The 17,587-nt window shown below is 27.1% G+C and carries 11 protein-coding genes; 9 read left to right on the forward strand and 2 right to left on the reverse strand.

The features are described 5' to 3' along the window. Positions 1-34: 34 nt before the first annotated feature. From tig to SGLAD_RS01960, 4 genes are all read left to right on the forward strand, one after another. A complete protein-coding gene (gene tig, locus SGLAD_RS01945) occupies positions 35-1,321 on the forward strand; it encodes a trigger factor (protein ID WP_134297361.1) in 1,287 nt (428 codons plus the stop codon). A 101-nt stretch (positions 1,322-1,422) separates the two neighbouring features. Continuing rightward, positions 1,423-3,810, forward strand: a complete 2,388-nt coding sequence (gene lon / locus SGLAD_RS01950; RefSeq protein ID WP_134297362.1) for an endopeptidase La — start codon at positions 1,423-1,425, stop codon at positions 3,808-3,810. A gap of 65 nt (positions 3,811-3,875) precedes the next feature. Continuing rightward, entirely contained in the window at positions 3,876-5,114 is a 1,239-nt protein-coding gene (locus tag SGLAD_RS01955; RefSeq protein WP_134297363.1) for a replication-associated recombination protein A, read from the forward strand. A gap of 14 nt (positions 5,115-5,128) precedes the next feature. Continuing rightward, entirely contained in the window at positions 5,129-5,905 is a 777-nt protein-coding gene (locus SGLAD_RS01960; RefSeq protein WP_134297364.1) for a hypothetical protein, read from the forward strand. A gap of 26 nt (positions 5,906-5,931) precedes the next feature. Here SGLAD_RS01960 and SGLAD_RS01965 read toward each other — a convergent pair whose 3' ends face one another. Continuing rightward, positions 5,932-8,601, reverse strand: a complete 2,670-nt coding sequence (locus SGLAD_RS01965) for a hypothetical protein (RefSeq protein ID WP_134297365.1) — start codon at positions 8,599-8,601, stop codon at positions 5,932-5,934. 129 nt (positions 8,602-8,730) lie between these two features. On the opposite strand from SGLAD_RS01965, the gene SGLAD_RS01970 reads away from it, so the two are divergent. Next, a complete protein-coding gene (locus tag SGLAD_RS01970; RefSeq protein ID WP_134297366.1) occupies positions 8,731-14,367 on the forward strand; it encodes an ABC transporter permease in 5,637 nt (1,878 codons plus the stop codon). Positions 14,368-14,393: 26 nt separating this feature from the next. Here SGLAD_RS01970 and SGLAD_RS01975 read toward each other — a convergent pair whose 3' ends face one another. Next, the gene (locus SGLAD_RS01975) at positions 14,394-14,825 is read right to left on the reverse strand and encodes a hypothetical protein (protein WP_134297367.1); all 432 of its coding nucleotides are present in this window, start codon (positions 14,823-14,825) and stop codon (positions 14,394-14,396) included. Positions 14,826-14,892: 67 nt separating this feature from the next. On the opposite strand from SGLAD_RS01975, the gene SGLAD_RS01980 reads away from it, so the two are divergent. The 4 genes from SGLAD_RS01980 to SGLAD_RS01995 all read left to right on the forward strand — a co-directional run bounded on the left by SGLAD_RS01980 (position 14,893) and on the right by SGLAD_RS01995 (position 17,587). Next, positions 14,893-15,468 carry a DJ-1 family glyoxalase III gene (locus tag SGLAD_RS01980; RefSeq protein ID WP_134297368.1) on the forward strand — a complete coding sequence of 192 codons (576 nt, stop codon included), beginning with the start codon at positions 14,893-14,895 and terminating at the stop codon, positions 15,466-15,468. 169 nt (positions 15,469-15,637) lie between these two features. Then, positions 15,638-16,996 carry a transcription termination factor NusA gene (nusA, locus tag SGLAD_RS01985; protein ID WP_243831624.1) on the forward strand — a complete coding sequence of 453 codons (1,359 nt, stop codon included), beginning with the start codon at positions 15,638-15,640 and terminating at the stop codon, positions 16,994-16,996. Positions 16,997-17,003: 7 nt separating this feature from the next. Next, positions 17,004-17,279, forward strand: a complete 276-nt coding sequence (rnpM, locus tag SGLAD_RS01990; protein WP_134297370.1) for an RNase P modulator RnpM — start codon at positions 17,004-17,006, stop codon at positions 17,277-17,279. After that, entirely contained in the window at positions 17,279-17,587 is a 309-nt protein-coding gene (locus SGLAD_RS01995) for a L7Ae/L30e/S12e/Gadd45 family ribosomal protein (protein ID WP_134297371.1), read from the forward strand. Before rnpM ends, SGLAD_RS01995 begins: the two co-directional genes overlap by 1 nt.

Genomic DNA, 17,587 nt, shown 5'->3' on the forward strand with positions numbered 1-17,587 from the left:
TTGTATGAATATGTATAAATAGGAGGCATATAAAATGAAATTTAACGCTAAAAAATTAGTTGATCAAGGAATAGGGATTTGAACTGTAACAATTGATGGAAATGAATGAGAAAACGCAGTCAAAAAAGGAAAGAATAAAGTGGCTGCTTCAATTAAAATCGATGGTTTTAGAGAAGGGAAAGCCCCAAAAGAAATGGTTGAAAAATATTTAACACCAGTTAAATATTTAAATGCTGCAGTTCAATCGGTTATGGCAAAAGCATGAGATTTTGCAAAAGAGCAAAAAACAGATGTAGAACCATTTTCTTCTCCAACTCCAACTCCAACAAAAATCTCTGAAAAATCATGTGAACTAGAGTTTCGTTTTGATTTAAAACCAGAAATTGAAATTGGTGAATATAAAGGAATTAAGTCTAAGGATTTAGTAAAAGAAGATTTTAAAGCTACAAAAGAAGAAATTGAAACAGCAATTAATCAATATCGTGAAAGATTTGCGTTAGAAAAAGACAAAGAAGATGGAGTTATTGCTAAAGGTGATGTTGCCGTATTTGACTTTGAAGGGTTTGTTGATGGGGTTGCTTTTAAAGGTGGAAAAGGATTAGATTTTAGATTAGTTATTGGTTCTAACCAAATGATACCTGGTTTTGAAGATGAATTAATTGGAAAAAAATTAGGAGAATCAAAAATTAATGTGACATTCCCAAAAGATTACACTCCAGAATTATCTGAAAAAAAAGCAGAATTTGTTATTAATGTTAAATCAGTTAAAGAAAGAATTCTCCCTGAAAAAGATGATGAATTAGCAAAAGATTTAAACTTGCCTAATATCAAAACTTATAAAGAATTAGAAAATAGTGTTAAAGAGCAAATTATAACTCAAAAAACACAAACATCTAAAAATGCTTTTGTAAATAAAGTAATAGATATTATAATTGAAAACTCAAAAATACAATTACCAAAATCAGCAATTAATAAAGAAATTGACAATTTGTATAAAGAATTTGAAGCAAGAGTTGCTAATGAAAAATTAACTATGAAAGAATATAAGAAAAAAACAGGTCTTACAGATGAAGCGATTAGAGCAGAATTATTTGGAGATGCAAAAAGAAAAATTTGTAGTTATTTGGTAACCGATAAAGTAAGAAATAATGAAAAATTTGAACCAACCAAAGAACAAGTTGAAGAAAAATATAGCAAGTTAGCAGCTCAATTTGGAATTGAAGTTGATTATATTAAAAATACAATCTTACCTGAAGTTCAAGTAAGAGAAGAGATTATTAGAGAACAACTTGTAGACTTTTTATACGAAAATAATGGTTAAAATATGAGATTTCTCATATTTTTTTAATTTTTTAGCACTTAATGCTTGAAAGTGCTAAAAAGTATGATATTATTATTTTGTACCAAAATAGGAGGAATAATATGAAAGAAACAAAAAGATTACCTTTACTTGTAACAAGGGGTAGTTATGTTTATCCAAGTTTTGAACAAGTTTTAGAAATTGGACGTGACAAAACAACATTAGCTGTTAAAGAAGCAGTTCAAAATAATGACGGATTAATTTTAATCGTGTCACAAAAAAAACCATTAGAAGATGATCCAGACACAAATGAATTATTTAACTTTGGGGTACTTGCAAAAGTAAACATTAAAAAAGAATGAAAAGATGGTACTTTAACTGTAAATATAAAAACTATTTCAAGAGCTTCAATTAGTTCAATTGAATTAGATGGATACTATTCAGCAGAATATGAAGAAAAAATCCCAAATAACAAAAACAACAAAGAAGATGTTGAAAAAATTACAAAACACATTAAACAAATGATTGCTAGTCAAGATGAGTTTCCTTCAGAAGTTGAAGAAATTATAAAAGATTCTTCTGCAAATACTGATGCTAGTTTTTTAGTTGACAGCGCTGCGCATTTAATGCCGTTTATGCCTATTGAAAAAAAACAAGCTATTTTAGAAGAAATTGATCCAGTAAAAAGAATTGCAATCATTAATGATTTCTTAGATGAAAAACGTCAATCAGCTGATATTGAAACTTCAATTAGCAAAAAAATTAAATCAAGAGTAGATGAACAACAAAGAGAATTTTACTTAAGAGAAAAATTAAAAGCTATTAAAGAAGAGTTAGGCGATATGGACGGAGAAGGTGATGATATTAAAAAATACAAAAAACGCCTTGAAACAGAACCTTTCCCAGAAAATATTAAAAAACGTATAAGTCAAGAAATTGAAAGATATGAAGGTTTACCTTCTTCTTCAAGTGAAGCAAACATCATTAGAACTTATATTGACTGAATGATGCAAACACCATGATGACAAAAAGCAGAAGAAAAAACTGACCTAAAATTTGCAAAAGAAGTTTTAGATAAACATCATTATGGTTTAGAAAAAGTTAAAGAAAGAATTATCGAATATTTAGCAGTTAAACAAAATACAAACAAAGTTAAAGGTCAAATCATTACTTTAGTTGGTCCTCCAGGGGTTGGTAAAACAAGTTTAGCAAAATCTATTGCTGATGCAATGGGTAGAAACTTTGTAAAAGTAGCACTTGGTGGAATTAAAGACGAATCAGAAATTAGAGGTCACAGAAAAACTTATATTGGAGCTATGCCAGGAAGAATCATTCAAGGTATGAAAAAAGCTGGAGTGAAAAACCCAGTATTCTTACTTGATGAGATTGATAAGATGGCAAGTGATTATAGAGGCGATCCTGCCTCAGCAATGCTTGAAGTTTTAGATCCAGAACAAAACTCAAAATTTTCAGATCACTATTTAGAAGAAGAATATGATTTAAGTGATGTTGTATTTATAGCAACAGCAAACTATCCTGATGGAATTCCTGAAGCTTTATATGACAGAATGGAAATCATAGAACTTTCAAGTTACACAGAAATTGAAAAATTTAAAATTGCAAATGAATATTTAGTACCAAAAGTACTTGAAGATCATGCGGTAACAGCAGAGCAAGTTCAGTTTACAACAGAAGGATTAAATGAAATTATTAAACATTACACTAGAGAAGCTGGGGTTCGTCAATTAGAACGTTGAATCGCTTCAATTACAAGAAAATTTGTTGTAAAAATGCTAAATAAAGAAATTGATAAACTAGTTGTAACTCCAGAAGTTGTAAATGAATTACTAAAAAAACGTATTTTTGAACATACTGAAAAAGAAAAAGATGCACAAGTTGGAGTTGTAACAGGTCTTGCATATACTCAATTTGGAGGAGATATTTTACCAATTGAGGTAAATCATTTTCCAGGAAAAGGTGGACTAGTATTAACTGGTAAACTTGGAGATGTTATGAAAGAATCTGCAACAATTGCTTATGACTTTGTTAAATCTAATTTCAAATCATTTGGAATTCCTAAAGAAGTTTTTACAGAAAATGACATTCACATTCACGTTCCTGAAGGGGCAGTTCCAAAAGATGGACCGAGTGCTGGAGTAACAATTACAACAGCTATAGTTTCTGCATTGACAAATAAACCAGTTCCAAAAGATATTGGAATGACAGGAGAAATTACTTTAAGAGGGCTGGTATTCCCAATCGGAGGATTAAGAGAAAAATCTATATCTGCTAATAGAAGTGGATTAAGTAAAATCATAATTCCTTTTAAAAATCAAAAAGATATTGAAGATATTCCTGAAGAAGTTAGAAATGCATTAAAAATTGTACCTGTTCAAAGATATGAAGAAGTATATGAAGAAGTATTTGGAGCAAAACCAGCTGCATTTACAACTGAGTTACCAATTGCAACTTCATCTGATCCAGGTGCTAAATCAGCAGAAAGTCATTAATATTTAAATCAACACAAGAATGTGTTGATTTTTTATTTAAAATAATAAGGTAAGCAGGAGATAAAATGGCAAAAGCGTTAAGTTATTTATTAAGACCTAATTCATTAAAAGATGTTGTTGGACAGACCCACTTGTTAGGTGAAAATGCAATAATCAATAAAATGGTAGAAAAAAAATTTTTAGCAAATTTAATTTTTTATGGACCACCAGGAATTGGAAAAACTTCAACTGCAATAGCTCTTGCAAAAGATTTAGATTGTGATTTTATACAATTTAATGCATCAAAAGATAAAAAAGAAACATTATTAAAAGCAATTGAATCAAAAAATTTTAACAATCAATTAATATTGATTATTGATGAAATTCATCGAATGAATCGAAACATCCAAGATTATCTTTTAGATTTTTTAGAACAAAGAGAAATAGTTGTTTTTATTACAACAACAGAAAATCCTTATTTTGTAATAAATCCCGCAATAAGAAGTAGATGTACAGTTTTACAGTTAAAAGAAATATCAAATGATGAAATGTTTTTAGGTCTCAAAAATATAATTAAAAATAATCAAATAGAAATAAATATAAGTGATGATAACTTAAAAGTAGTTTGTAATTATTCAAATGGTGATTTAAGATTTGCACTTAATGCAATTGAAATATTAATTAACTTATATGGTGATCAAGAAATTGATATAAATACTTTAAAACTTATTTTTGATAGAGCAAATATTAAAGGTAGTGCAGAAGGTGATGAATATCATGATTTAAAAAGTGCTTTGCAAAAATCAATTAGAGGTAGTGATGTTAATGCATCGCTTCATTATTGAGCAAGACTTATGGAAATTGGTGACTATGAAATTTTAATGCGTAGAATGCAAATCATTGCATATGAAGATATTGGTCTTGCAAATCCCGCAATTGCTCAAAGAGTAATATTAGCTTGTCAAGCATTCCGTGAAATTGGTATGCCAGAAGGTAAAAAAATCTTAGGAATGGCTATAATTGAAATGGCTTTAAGCGAAAAATCTAATTCAGCTTATTTAGCGATTGAACAAAGTTTGAAAGATGTACAATCAGGTTTAACCCCACCAATTCCAAATTATTTAAGAGACAATCACTATGCGAACGCTAATAAACTTGGAGTTAAAGGATATATTTATCCCCATGATTATAAAAATGCTTGAGTTGACCAACAATACCTTCCTGATAAAATTAAAACAAAAGTTTATTTTAATTTTAAACCTCATTCAAGTTATGAAAAAAAACTAAAAGAAATATATGATAAATTTACTAAAAATATTAAATAAGAAAGGGTGTAAATATGTTATCAACTTATAAAATAAAACAAGATTTAGCAAAAACTGGATATAATTGATTTCCTAATTATAAAGATATACTTGAAAAAGTTTGAGCAAACATGGAATCATATTTTGATGATGATGAAGAAGTTCAATCAGCTTTATGAGCAAGTTTTAAAAGATATGAAGATAAAAATATTGGTATTGTGTTTATAACTTCGAAAAGAACTTTTACGATTGAAACAGCTGATAGTGATGCAAATACACAAGTTAGATATTTACCAATTGATTCTTATAGTTTACAAAAAATTCAAATGCAACTTGCTAAAAGCGGAGGATTAAACTATGTAAGTTTACAAAATGATAGTTTTGGAAATGGTATAACTTTTGCATGTCCAAATCCTGATGTTGTGAAACACTTTGTCGAAACCTTAAGAGGAAGAAGTAATGCTGAAATTGAAATACTTCCAGAATCTGATGAACCACTACTAGCAAATAATGAAATAAAACAAGTAATTGATAAAGATTTAAATAAAGCAAAAGAAAATAAACCACATAAATTTGAAGAAAAACATGAAGACAAAGCACCTATGAAAGAGCATGATTTATGAAGAAAAGCACCTCCTGAAAATATACAAAAAGAAGTTGTTATTAAAGTTGTTCCTCCAAAAAAAGTAAAACCAGATAAAAAGAAAATAACTGGTTATGCTTCAAAATGAAAGTCAAAACTTTGATTATTATGATTTTTATTACCCATCGGACTAATTGCAATCGTTTTATCAATTATGTTTTTAGTTTAAAAAAAATCTCGTTTAGAAACGAGATTTTATATTTTTCTTATACTTTCAATTGTTCAACTTTTTTTTGTTACATATTCTAGTAAATTAACTTCATAAGTATATTCTTTTTTATCATCTGGAGAAGTATAAGTTATTCTTATTCTTATTTTTCCATATTTGTTATTATCAGTAATATCAGAATAAGACACTAATTTGTATGAAAAATTCTTTGCATCAGTATATTTTGCAATATGTTCTTTTATATATAATTTTTTTATTTCTGTAATTGCTTTAAAGTCATTTAATGCAGAATCTCTAATCTTAATAATTCCTGAGTCATCAAAGATGGTTTCAGCTGCAAATAAAGGAGAATCTTTTCTAAATGTTTTTTCACCTTCAACATAACCCATAGCATATAAAGCTCCTTTTGTTCCAGAATAATATTTATTTGAACTAGAATCTTTTATTGCATAACCAGGAAACTTAATCAGTGCAAGTGCAACAGTCATTAAGTTATATTTGCCATCATCACTTCCAGAAGTTCCTTCTAAATCTTTTACAGGAGTTGGTGTTGTAGAACTATTGCTTTGTGAAACATCTTTTTTATAATAAACTGCTATTTTGCTTTTATCACTTAGACTTTCAACTAAAGTGTTAATTCCTTCTTGAACTTTTCCTTTTTTATTTTTTTCTTTATTATTTTTATAATCAATGTCACTTTCAAAAGAATTACTAAATGCTTTTAAAACTTCATTAATATTTACTCCACTACCAAAATCCATATTAATTAAATTTATAAAGTTTATAGGTTTGTCTTCAACCTTTTTACCTGTTAATTCTGTTATAAGAGTTGAATCTTGATCTCATAAAACTCTAAATCCATGCTCCAATTTTTTAAACGATTGCTCACTAATATTTATACCTGTATCTACAAATGTATTAATAGTTTGTATCAAAGAAGCAATTCCTTGTGCGTTTCTATCGTTTGAAATTGTATCTAAAACAACCCCAGCTAATCTAGAAATTGCTTTTCCACCAAGTCCTTTTATTATTGAAGGAACTTCTACTCCATCAATTAGGTCTAAAATCTTATAACCAACACCTTGAATAACTCCGTTTAAGAAAGAATCAACTCCAACAACTTCTTTGCTAAACATCCCACCAGTTAAAGCACCTAATTTTACAATATCGATCAAGTTGGCGTTTGCAGATAATTTATAATCAGTTCCGAGTTTATTATCTTCTGAACGATTAGCGTTTGAATACATTAATAGAAAAAATATTCTTTGCATGTTATAACCGTTTTTATCATCAGCATAAATTGCTTTTTGTAAATTTTTTAATAAAGTATAAACACTAAATTTAACTTTTTTAATTTCTCGATTATCTTTTTTATAATTGCTTTCAATAATTAAAGTGTCTTCTCCTTTTTGATCATTTATTCTTGTTAAAAAGTCTTTATTATGCTCAACAACATCATTTAAAAGAGTTTTTGACTTTAAGTAAAATAAATTTTCACTATTAACATCTGATCCTAATTTATCCTCCATTTCTTGAAAATCAATAACACCAAGATTGATTACTAAACTACAAACTATATAAAGAATGTCGGGTATTTTTTCAATTAAAGCTATATAATTTAATTTATCTTTATTTTTAATTAGATAAGCAATATTTTCTCCAAGACTTTTTCTAAATCAGTCTGGGTCAACAATTGGATGATAATTATCAAATTTTAGTTGATCTTCTATATCGCTTCTTGAATCTCCCTCCTTATAGTTTCTTCCGCTTAATCTAATTAATAATTTATTTAATCTAACCAAAGCAGATTGTTGTATAACTTTTGGGGTTAAAACTAAATTAGTATCAATAGCTTCATCACTTGTTTGTATAAAACCAGGATGTTCTTCTTTTTCATCATCTGTTAATTCATAACTTCCTTTAAAATCACTTAACATAACTTCGTTTATATACTCTTCTAATATAAAAGGAATTTCAGTAGAAGTTCCACCTTGTCCTAGTAAGATTTGAATGAGTTCACTAGAAACAACCGGATCAATTGTGCCATGATTGATAAAATTAATATTTAAAATCATTCTACAAATTATTGAAATTAATCCTGTTTTTTTAAAATCGTTAATTAATTGTTGAGCATAAGGTGACAAATATTTTAGTGAATTTAAAGCATTATTATCAATTTTAAATTCAGTTCCGTTTTCACTTAAAAATCCAGAAACTTGTGGTAATAAACTTTCTAATATTCCTCCCAAAGAAGGTTTAATTCCTCCAGCTGACTTAATAGCTGCTAAAGCAGTTGATCCACCATCAATTATGCTATCTGCATAAGAGTTTGGAGACAAATTACTTTTTAAATTATAAGCATTTTGGTCTTTTAAACTATTATAAAATTTTCTATCTAAAGGATCTTCAAAAGTTGCATTAATATAATCACTTGTTTTTGCTTGTTTTGTAGCATTAAAACCGGGTAAATTATTTACCATTTTTTCAGAACCAATATATCCATTTAAATAATCAACATCAATTTCTTGAACATCATTTAAAATCGCACTTCTTGAAGCAACACTAGCAATATCTGCAATTGATTTAACTTTATTTACAGTATATTGTTTTTGGTAATTTACCAAAGAACATGAGGTAATTGAAAAAACTGATGAACTAATTGCAATCGAACTTAAAATTCCTAATATTTTTTTCATATTATCACCTTAATTAATTATATATAAGTTATAATAAAATAATTTTATTATAATAAAAAACCTTGCTATTGTAATTTTATTAAAAAAACTTTAAGATAATTTTTGATAGAAATATAAGAAGGGGATTAGATGTACAAAAATAGTATTTGATTATACTTAAAACAAGGATTAAAAGGGGTTGTAAAGTTTAGAATACAATTTTATGTAATTGTAATCTTAACATTTATTTCCTCTTTAATCTTAGGTATTTCTTTGTCTGCTTCAACAAGAATTTTAAATAACTATAATGAAATTATGCCAAAAATGGATAAATTTAACTATGTTTCAAGTCGTGAAGTTGGTACAAAAAAAGATAATGATCCAAAAATTGTTCCAATGGCAGATTTAATTGATTATCAATTTTTAGCCGGATATTATTCAATTAAAAAAGACAAAACTGATTCAGATAATAAAAGTTATGGATATAACTTTAATTTAATCTCAGTAGCTAATAAAAACGAATCTAAAACTTTAAGCAAAGAAAACAATCAAGATAGTAATAATTTTTATGTTGATGCTGTTGATGAAAATGGTGATTATGTAATTGACCCAGCTCTTCAAGATCAATACAAAAAAAATTATCAAGAAACTTTTATTTCAAATGCTTTTAGTCAAAAAAGAGTAAAAGATAGTTTCTTTAGTATGTTGAGTAATCCTTCTTTTTTAGAAACTTTCTTTCATTATAAATATGACAGTGTAAAAGATGAAGTTGAGTATAAAAGTACATATAATAAATATCAAAAATTAGAAATAACAGGATCAACAATTTATGCAGATTATGTTGATGGATCAAGTCAATCTGAATCAGAAATTGATTATAATTATAAAAAAGATATATATGGTAATTTTTTTACTAATGCAGTTTACTATTTAAGAGAATACTATTTACAAGATTTGGCTAGCAGAAAAGCTTATTTAAAAGATACTACTTTTGATAAGTTATGACAAAGAGATATTATAAATAAAGATAATTTTTCACAACTATTTGCTCCTGCTCCTAAGGAAGATGAAATTGACGATTCATCAAAGCAATATGCTATGCCTACAAATGTAAAATACCCATCAAAATATGATTTATACTTAATTAATGCTATAAGTAGTTTAGTAGGACAAGTTATTAATTCTGTTATCGAATATATTCAATATTACATTGACTCATCAATTGCAAAAGTTACAGAAGAACAAAAAACAAGTATTGTTAGTGAAGATGACTTAAAAGTAATGTTTAATAAAGTAGAAGATGAGAAAGGTAACACAATAGATAATCCAGGTTTTGAATGATATGATTCAAGTGATAATTTAGATTCTAAAAAAAATAAACAGATTGCAAATGTTTTATATGCTTATGTTTTTGGTAATTTTTATAGTTCTGATTTATCAGAATATAAAGAACAATACAAAGATAAGATTGAACTTATGCAATTTAATAGTGATAAAAAACAAGTACCTTATGTTCAACAAGTTGATTTAAGTTATTCTTATGAAGAACCAAATAGTGGTAATACAGATTCAAAAATTAAAAATGAAGCACAAAATATTTTAGAACCAACAGCTAACATTGAATATGATCGCTATGTTTGTAAAAATGCAACTGAAAAATATTCAAAAGGTTTAAGAGGGAGTATTAATCAATTGGTTGTTGAACTTGATATAGATAATATGCCTACTGGAACTGTGGGTAAGATGAGCGATACTAAAATTTTAAAATTCGAAGATGAAAAATCTACAATTAATAATGAATTAGCAAGCTCAAATGGTTTTAATTATTTTGTTGACAGATTTGATTATAGTCGTACAAAATTTAATAGTGTAAAGCTATATTATTTAAAAAGTGATATTGTTGGAGAAGCAACAAATGTAACTGTTGAACACCGTGCCGAAATGGCTTTGGCAGATACAGTACAAGAATTGAAATATCGTATGGTTGTTTTAGATGAATTGTGAAACTCAAGATTGACAATAGTTTCTGGTCAAGAACCTAAAGCAGACAATGAAATTTTAATTAATTCTCAATTTGCAAAAGCAAACAATATTAAGTTAGGTAGTTCTATGTCAATTGGTGGCTCTGCATTTATTATTAGTGGATTTGCAGTCGATCCTTTAACATTTTATCCAGTTGCAGATTTAGATGTTCCAATTCCAAATATTAAAAAAGGTGTAATAATTTATGCAAAAGAAGATACTTTAAAAAGAATTGTAACTGAAGATTTTAGTAAGTTTACATCTAAAGTTTTAAACACATTTGTAACAGCAAATAATACTAGTAAATCTGAAAATGCTATGGTTGATTATCTTTCTACAATGATGAATAATGAAAGTTATTTATATCAAGCATACAACGCTAAACAAAAATATACTCAAGCAAAAACAAATAATAGCGTTATTGAAAATCAAACAAAACTATTAAACAGTTTTAACAAGGGATATGAATCCTTTAAAAGTTTTGATGAATCAACACTTTCTTACAATTGAACATTAGCGCCCATGGTGACAAAAATATTTCAAATATTTTCATACACAGTATCATTTTTAATTGCGCTTATTGCTCTTGCTGCAACTTTGATTGCTATTAAAAAAACTATTGAAATGAATGCTGGAGAAATTACAATTTTAAAAGCAATGGGAGCAACAAGTTCAAGTGTTTCAGTTTCTTACTTATCCTATGGAATAATATCTTCTTTTATTATTGCACCAGTTGCTTGGCTGTTAAGTTCTTTTTTTCAAGAGTGAATAGTAAGTTTATTAATTTCTTATACTGGAGGAGCTTATTGGCAAGCAACCTTTGATTGGCAAGCTTTGCTAGTCACGTTAGGTATATTTGGAGCACTAACGCTAGGTGTCTCATATTATGTTGCTTATCGTTTAGTTAAAAAACCAGTTTTAGAAATTGCAAAAATTAAAGACACTATTAAGAAAAATGTTTATTTAGAAAGAATTAAAGAATTTTTAACAAAAAATAAATCCTTTTCAAAAAAATTTAGCACTGAACTTGCAATCAATGGTTTTTCAAAAACATTTTTAACAGCAATTACAATTTTTATTGCATCATTTTTCATCGCTGGAGCTATGGCTATACCAGGTGTAGTTAAAAAAACTTTAAATGACTATTACAAAAGTGTTAATTATACAAATGCTGTAAATTATGTTGATTTAGTAGGAAATGGACCTTTATCAAAAAGTGCACTTTCTGCTTGACAAGGTGTTGAAAGTTATGAAGATAAATATATTGACACACAAGGTAAATTAGATTCTGGCATTGGTTTAATTGGTAAATCAACTTCTTCTACTCAACCAATTTCTGATCATTCAGTTATGCCTAAAGTTTTAATTTCTTCAGATGATGGAACGTATAAAAAAGTTAAATATGATTGAACTTATAGCGCTGCATTAGAAGGAATTAAAAACGAAAACGGAGAAGTTGCAGAAGATGCTAATGTTATTTCATTCATTGCTTCAATATTTGGAAATAATATTGTTGAAATGTTAGGAAAAAGTATAAGTATTGGTGATATTCAATTACTACTTGATTGAATCATTCATTCAGACGATCCTAAATATGATAATCTTGGCGAACGTCAACAAAAATTATCTCAATATTCAACAATGCTTACAACAGGACTTCCTTCAATTATTAAAACTGTTTTATCTTCAGGTGTTGGAGATTTGGAAGGAACATGAAAAGAACAAATTGTTGATGTTATTCTTACTCAAACTCCTGCTTATATAAGAAATTATTTAAACATTTCTGAAAATAGAAAAAATCAATATCGATTTGGATGAACTTTTAACACTTATATTCCAGGAACTGATTCTATGTTTACTCAAGTAAATATGAAAAATAAAAATGATGAAGTTCAAGTAACGGGACTTGACTCTACTCAAGTAGCTTATAAATTACCAGAAAATGGTAAAAATATCTTTTTAAATCAAATTCAATTAAACGAAATTGAAAATATTTTATTCAATAGAAACAATGCAAGTCAAAATTTAAAAGATATTAAAGTTAATGGCATAACTATTTATGATGCTCAATCTAGAACTTTAAATATTCCCACACTTGCAAATGAAGAATCATCAATTAAGTATAAATATGAAAATTCTGCTTTAAAAGATATGAGATCACAAGTTACAAGAATGATACTAGCAAAAGATGCTACAAATATTCCAAATAGCGCTTGAAAATATGATGATAGAGACTATGTTTATTATAAAACAGGTGATGCTAACTTAGCTGATGAGACTGGATGAATTGATCCAGCTTCATTAAGTGATTCAAAATTTACATATGCTTCAACTTTTGCAGGATCAAAACCTAATGAAATTGGTGATGGATATTATGTTAATGGATTTAATCGATATTCTAAAACTAAAAAAATCGTAAATAACTCATATGGATTTTATAATATAAACTCACAACTTGATAAAAATGGTAATGAAACTTTAAATGCAGAAATTAGACCTTATTATCAATATGATGATGTTATGTTATTTATTCCAGAACAAAAAAAAGATGATTTTAATAGTATGTTAAATGCTGGAGATAATACTAGAAAAGATGCTTGGTATGGAACGGTTAGCAAAGAAGAAGTTCCAAGCGATACTAGAAATGATTGAAAAAAAGCATTAGGTCAAAATAGTGAACCAGAAAGTTATTTATGAATAAGACCTTATTCACTATATTTCGAAAGTTCAAAACCATATTCAAAACCAACAGTTAATTTAGTTGGTAAAGAAACTGAAAACTTTACTAATGAAAGAAGAAACTTTTTACAATATGCATTTTCAAAATCAGATAATCCTATTACGGTTTCAAGTAATGTTTCAATGGATTGAAATTCTATTTCAGAAGGAAATGTAAAAGAAGTTAACTTAACAAAGTATAAATCAATACCAGTTTATGGAAGTAAATTGATTATTGCAGATCAAGGGTTAACTAATTTAATTAATGGTTATAATACATCAAGATATATTCCATTTAACTTTAGTTATGAAGATGCAGCAAATCCAAGTGGCGAATATGAAGTAGATGGTGTAAAAATTGGTAAGTATAAATTAAATGATCCTTTATCTATGATTAGTGATTCTAGAAAAAATGATTGAGTTTTTGGAAAGGACAGTAATCAAAAATCAATAAGACCAAGTATGTGATACAATGGAAGTTATTCTAATGCAAGCGAACCATATTTTATGACTACGCAAGGATCATTTTCGATGTCTCCAAGAATTGGAGACTACTCGATTAATGTTCCAAATAACTTTACTTCAACAGTTGAAATTGGAAATATAAAATTATTAAGTGAAGAAAAAAACTTAATAAATCAAATTGCAACTTTAATAATTACTATTGGTGTTTTCTTTATTATTTTTATTGTTATTGTTTCAACTTTATCAATAATTTTAATTTCAGATTTATATGTAACTCAATATAAAAAATTTATGGTTGTTATGAAATCCCTCGGATACTCAAATCGAGAAATTATAAATTACACATTTAGATTTGTAACGCTCTGGTCATTTTCATTATTTTTACTAGGAACAATTTTAAGTTATTGTGCAGTTTATTTCACAATGCAATTTGTAAGTAAGAATATAATGTCTATTCCAGTTGGATTTATGTGATGAACTCCATTATTATCATCAATTTTAATAATGGGATCATACATATTCTCTATATCTGTTACTACAAAAAAAATTAGAAAAGAATCACCAACTGTATTGGTGTTATAAAAAAAACTTCTTTACAAGAAGTTTTTTTAATATTTAGTAATTTTTATTAAGTCATTTAATTTAATATTCAAATATTTAATTGAGTGTTTTGCAAGAACAAAAATTATTACAGCATTACTATGATGCTCTGTAACTTTATTTGGTAAAAAACTAGAATAAGTTTCAATTACTTGATATTTTTTATCACAAAAAATTAAGTCCACTTCATATTTAAAACCAAAACTATTAAAACCTTTTAATCCAAGAAATCTAAAACCAATGGTATGATTAAATTTTTCTTTTAAAATAAGAGCATTAAATTTTTGTTTAATAGTTTTAATATTTCTTATATTTATATCTTTAATTTGATTGTTAATTACAAGTTGATAAACTTTATTTTCATCAACGCGTTTTTTTTGCACTTTTTTAGAGTCGCTCATAAAATTAACAACACCTTTAAATTTTTTTACTAAACCCATTAATTTTCACCTATGATGATTATAAACATTTTTTTATATATAATATACATATAAAAGGAGTATTTATATGGCAAACGTAGCAGTATTTTTAGCGACAGGTTATGAAGAAACAGAAATGATTGCAACAGTTGATGTTATTAGAAGAGCAGAGCAAATGTTTCCTAATTCTTTTCCAATCGTTGATATAGTATCAATTAGTGATAAAAATGAAGTTGTTGGTTCTCACGGAATTTCAATAAGAGCTGACAAAACAATTCAAGAAATAGATTTTAATAACTATGATTGTTTAATATTGCCAGGAGGGCAACCAGGTGTTGATAACTTAATGGAATCAGAAACTCTTATGAAAAACTTAGTAGAACATGCAAAAAAAGAAAAAACACTTGCAGCAATTTGTGCTGCTCCTCAAATTTTAGGAAAACTAGGGTTAGTTGACAACAAAGAAGTTACTCACTATCCTGGTTGTGACAAGTATTTACAAAAAGCAATCTTAAAACCACATATTAGCGCAATTGAAGATGGAAATATTATTACTGGATCTTCAATTGGTGCTGCATTGCAATTTGGGTTACAAATAGTAGATCATTTTACTTCAACAGAACAAATGTTGCAATTGCATCAATCTTTAGTATTTAATTACTAATATTATTTCTAAATGAATAAATCTTTAAGTATTAATAATTTTTATGTATAATAATAAAGTCAAAGTTTCAATAAATGAAAAGAAGGCGTGCAAGTCTTCTTTTCTATTTGTTTGACAGGCTAATTAAAGTAAAAATTAGTTTTAAATAAGTGGGAGGAATTAATTGACCATGATTGATGGTGCAAAATTATTAGAAGCAATTCACGAAATTGTTGATGAGAAAAAAATTGATAAAGAAATCATTTTAGAAGGAATTTCAGAAGGATTTAAAAAAGCTTATGAAAAATTCTTTGACTTAGAAGCAATTATTAGAGTTGATATTGATGAACAAACAGGACAAATTAAAGTCTTTAAACAATTGAATGTAGTTCAAAAAGTTGAAGATGAATGATTAGAAGTGGGAATTACTGAAGCTAAAGAGCGTTTTGGTGAAGAAGTTACAATCGGAGATATTGTCTATGAACCTGTAAAATTTGGAGAAGAATTCTCAAAATTAGCAGTTATGCAAGTTGGACAAATTATTAAACAAAAAATTCGTGAAGGTGAAAAAAATAAATTATATGAAGAATTTTTAACAAAAAATCATGAAATAGTTGGTGGAACAATTAGAGACATAACTGATACAAACTATCTAGTAGATGTTGATGGATCAACTATTGCAATATGAAACAAAAAAATGATTCCCGGAGAAGAATTTGAAGAAGGAGATCGTATTTGTTTTTATGTTGAAGAAGTTTCAAGAGAAAACAAGCACTCACAAGTTTTAGCTTCAAGAATACATCCTGATTTTTTGGCAAAACTTATGGAAACTCAAGTTCCTGAAATTGCTGATGGAACTATTGAAGTAAAATCTGTTTCAAGAGAACCCGGAAGAAGATCAAAAATAGCAGTTCATTCAAACGAAGAAAATGTTGATCCAATTGGAGCTTGTGTTGGGGCTGGTGGAAACCGTATTAAAGAGGTTTCAAAAGAACTAAACGGAGAAAAAATTGATATTGTATTATGAAATGAAGATCAAAAAACATTTATTATTAATGCATTAGCTCCAGTCAAAGTTGTAAGTATTGACTTTAATGAGGATTTAAATGAAGCATTTGTAATAGTTCCTAATGAACAATTATCACTTGCTATTGGTAAAAAAGGAATGGCAGCAAGACTTGTTGCTAATCTAGTTAATACAAAAATAAATATTTTATCACTAGACAATTCAATTGAGCAAAATATAACTAATTTATGAAACGGTAATATTACAGAAGATGAATTAAAAGACCCTGATTTTTTAAATAATGTTAACAAAAGAAAAAACAACTCAAACAACTTTTCAAATAAATTTAAACCTCGATATGATAATGCAAGAGATTTAGAAGAAGACAAATTTTATGATGAAATTGATGATTCAAAATATTTACAAGACAACTCTTTAGAAGATATTGAAACTTATTCTCAAACTTTTGAAGAAATATCTAATAATGAAGAAGTTGATGAAACAATAGATATCGATGATTACGATTCATATTATGAAAAGTAAAAAATAAATGCAAGATATTAAACATAAAGTTCTTAGAAAAGATGTTTGTTCTAACAAAATGTTGCCAAAAGTAGAACTAATTAGAGTTGTTAAAAACAAAGAAGGTCAAGTATTTGTTGATTCAACAAAAAAAGCAAATGGTAGAGGTGTTTATCTTAAACCAACATTAGAAAATGTAGAAAAATTAAAAAAAACCAGAGCGTTAGAAAGATTTTTAAAAACTAAAATTGAAGATCAAATTTACGAGAACCTAATTTTAGAAATAAAAAATAACTGAGATTAATGAAGGATTTATTAAATGCGCTTGGATTAGTTGCGAACGCAAGACAAATAGTTTCTGGAGAAATATTATTTAAAAAAATACAACAACAAAAAATTAAATTAGTTTTAACAACTAGTGATATGGGGAAAAGTCAATTAAAAAAAATCAATGATAAATGTAACTATTATAATATAGCTATTTTTAATGGTTTAATTGATAGTGATCAGTTAAATAAAGCAATTGGAAGAATGAATATAAAAGCAATCGGAATAGAAAATAGTAACTTTACAAAACTAGTACTTAGTAAAATAGGCAAGGGAGATGTGTAA

Source organism: Spiroplasma gladiatoris, assembly GCF_004379335.1.
GTDB lineage: Bacteria > Bacillota_I > Bacilli_A > Mycoplasmatales > Mycoplasmataceae > Spiroplasma_A > Spiroplasma_A gladiatoris.